Consider the following 3,324-nt stretch of genomic DNA (forward strand, 5'->3'; position numbering starts at 1 on the left):
CCCGGAGTTGGAGACAATGCCTTTGAATTGAAGGATACAGATGGCAATGACATCGATGCAAATAAAGGGTGGACGACATCTCTTACAAATGCATGGGATTGGTGGAAGAATGTATTGATAAACTTGAAAGAAGAGAGTGGACTTCCTTCATCGATTGACGAAATTCTTGCTAAAGGAGGTGTTTTCGAAGACAGCGGCTCAGAATACGATGGAGAATATATGGCGCATAGATATGGTAAAATTGTCCATTTCTATTCCGATGTCCTTGCCACTACGAAAGACCCAATGACAGGAAATGCATTTACACCAACTGCAACTTATGAGGCAGTAAAAGGTGTGAAGGGGACAGCGATTACAACTGACAGCTCCTATCCGTATACGCTCATCACATATAAAAAAGTATTTCACGCACAGGCAAGGACTGCTGTCAATCCGTGGCTTATGATGCTGCAGCCTGAAAATTTCGTTGAAATTAGTGCAAATGATGCCGCATCACTGGGAGTCGAAACTGGTGACCTTGTCAAAATTACATCAAAGGATGGTACTACCTCAATTGGTAAAGTGAAAGTTACGAAAATTCGTGATGGAGTAATTGCAATAACGCATAGCTATGGCCACTGGGAAATGGCATCAAAACCTCATCAGATAACAAAGCTGAATGGGAAAAAAGTGAAGTCGGGGTATGATAAAACAAGAGGCGCAGGAATCGCAGCATCACCATTGATGATGTTAGACCCGGATGATTCATCTGGATATGTTTGTTTGCAGGACAAGGTAGGCGGAAGCGCTTCTTTTTATGATAGCCCTGTAAAAGTAGAAAAAGTATGAAAATTTAACATAATGAAAACCGAGGAGGTTAGAAATGAGTCAATACGGATGGAAATATGATGTTGTCAAATGCACAGGATGCCGCGCATGTGTAGTTGCTTGCAAATCGGAAAATAATACTGACCCTAAAAAATCACCCCTTGTTGTAAGGAACGATGATGTACCCAAAGAGGTAAGTTATCGCTGGGTTGTCACAAAAGAAATAAGCAGTGAGGGGGAGGTGCCATTCTTCTCGCAGGCATGCAACCATTGTCTTAATCCTGCATGTCTGGCATCTTGTCCGGTAGGGGCAATTTCAAAGGATTCTGACGATGGTATAGTGCTTATTGACCAAGATAAATGCATTGGATGTAGGTATTGCGAGCAGGCATGTCCATACCATGCGCCGAGATTCAATGAAAACACGAAGAAGATGGAAAAATGCACATTCTGCTATCAGCGCGTAAGAAATGGATTGAAACCTGCATGTGTATCGACTTGTGTTGGAAGAGCCCTTGATTATCAGTCAGATGCAACAGGACCGAGCGGCACACCGCCGGATGATTTTGCAGATACTGGATTAACAAATCCGGTGATAACATTTGAGTAGGAAAATGGCTGAAAAACAAAAAAATATCGAAAATATTCACACACTCAAAGCGCCCTCCTCGCTCTTTGAGATTAGGAGAGGAATTTACAAATTCCTCTCCGCTGTTTTTTTAAATCCGCCAACCGTTGAATTGATAAGAATCTTTTCAGACGCTAATTTTTTATCAGAGCTTGAAGATTTATTTGGCGATGATGTATCTACCTGCTTCAAAGAATTTACTTCATATAGGTCAGTCAATTTTAGTGAATTGGAGCAGGAATATCGAGATTTATTTAGAATACCATTGGGGAAATATGTTACTCCCTATGAATCGGTCTATCTCGGTACAAAAAAAGTTGGTGATGAAGTAATAAAAGGCCAATTGATGGGACCCCATACGATATCTGTGAAGAAATTCTATGAAATGTGCGGTATAGATACTTCTGAAACAAATGAAATTGTTGACCATATTGGATTGGAATTAGAGGCAATGCATATACTATGTGTCCGCCATTATGAATTGATATCAGAAGGAAAGGAAGAAGAAGCAAAGAACCTTTTGAATCTTCAAAAGAGGTTTATGAATGAGCATCTTTCAAGGTGGGCTGATGACTTGTGCAAAAATGTGTATGAAAAATCTGATTCCAATTTCTATAAAGGTATTGCACTTCTTACAAGCAGATTTATTGAAATGGATAAAAATACACTTGATGAATTAGTCCCTTAGAGATGAATCTTGATTTTAGATAATCAACCTTCATTCTTTATATATAAAAGTTGCCTTTGGGAAACTTTCTATATCTTTTCAAGAGTTGATGGTTCCTTTTTTTTCGTAGTCTTCTTCTTTCTCCATTCGAGAAGGCGCAGTATCTCATATGAGAAGGAGTCAATAAAGAATCTTCAGATTTCTGTATAAAAGATAATCTGCATAAAAATAATGAGTCTATGATAGGGCAAGAGCTTTGCCTGCTTCATATGCCTTTTTGAGCTCTTTTGGATATTTTGAAATTATTCCTATTCTTTTTTCATCCAGTCCGTGTAGAATTCCCTCAAAAGCACAGGCAGAGATTGCTTCAATGGTTTCTACCTTATGAAGATTTAGAATTGATATAACTGTTTCGATGATATGGTCATAAGTGTCAATATGTGTATATCCCCATGTCCCGATAACCAATGCAGTGCGTCCCGGTTTAAGAATAGAAGTCAACATATATCTTTCGTAAGCATCCCAACGGTCGAAAAAAGTAGAAAGCTGGGCGCATTCTCTGCCTGTGTAGATAGGAAATCCGATTATTAAAGAATCTGAGTCAATAATCTTTTGGTAAATCTCATCCATATCATCTTTAATTATGCAAATTTTACCGAAATCAGGATCTTTACATCTTCTGCATCCGATACAATATTTTATTTTTTTGTCTTGAAGCATAATTTTCTCTGTTGTTGCTCCTACTGATTGTGCGCCCTTTAGCGCTTCTTCAATGAGCAAATCTGTATTCCCGTTTTTTCGAGGACTTGCGCAAAAAGCAGTAATCCTTTTTTTTGAATTCCTATTTTTTTTGTTTATCCCTTTCCTTTTCCATCTTCTAACTTTTACGGGCATTTTTCTATATGCATTTATGTCTTTGAAAGGTTCAAGCATTTCTCTTCTAAATTTTTCAATGTCCTCGATCATATGAAAAATCGGGTCATAAGACTTTGGAAACACAAATCGAGCTGCTTCAATCACCAAACTTTGGTCGGCTATTTTCTTTTTTTCTTTGTACATCAAGAGTGAAAGATAGGTTGAAAGTTTTTCCTCCTTTCTTTTACGAATTATTTTGGGCCAAACAGATAAAATCTTTTCATATGCTGATTTGCCTTCATCATTAAACTTTATTTTATCCATTATTTATCAATCCTCCTTTTTAATGATAATGTAATTATATAGC

The 3,324-nt window shown here is 37.7% G+C and carries 4 protein-coding genes; 3 read left to right on the forward strand and 1 reads right to left on the reverse strand.

The features are described from left to right. From D6734_03585 to D6734_03595, 3 genes are all read left to right on the forward strand, one after another. The coding region (locus D6734_03585; GenBank protein RMF96514.1) for a hypothetical protein at positions 1-828 on the forward strand (828 nt) is incomplete at its 5' end. Positions 829-862: 34 nt separating this feature from the next. After that, positions 863-1,417 carry a 4Fe-4S dicluster domain-containing protein gene (locus D6734_03590; GenBank protein ID RMF96515.1) on the forward strand — a complete coding sequence of 185 codons (555 nt, stop codon included), beginning with the start codon at positions 863-865 and terminating at the stop codon, positions 1,415-1,417. A gap of 4 nt (positions 1,418-1,421) precedes the next feature. Next, positions 1,422-2,123: a hypothetical protein gene (locus D6734_03595; GenBank protein RMF96516.1), complete on the forward strand. Its 702-nt coding sequence runs from the start codon at positions 1,422-1,424 to the stop codon at positions 2,121-2,123. A 216-nt stretch (positions 2,124-2,339) separates the two neighbouring features. On the opposite strand, the gene D6734_03600 is transcribed toward D6734_03595, so the two are convergent. Next, positions 2,340-3,281 carry a flavodoxin family protein gene (locus D6734_03600; protein RMF96517.1) on the reverse strand — a complete coding sequence of 314 codons (942 nt, stop codon included), beginning with the start codon at positions 3,279-3,281 and terminating at the stop codon, positions 2,340-2,342. Positions 3,282-3,324: the final 43 nt, after the last annotated feature.

It is taken from the genome of Candidatus Schekmanbacteria bacterium (genome assembly GCA_003695725.1).
Taxonomy (GTDB): domain Bacteria; phylum Schekmanbacteria; class GWA2-38-11; order GWA2-38-11; family J061; genus J061.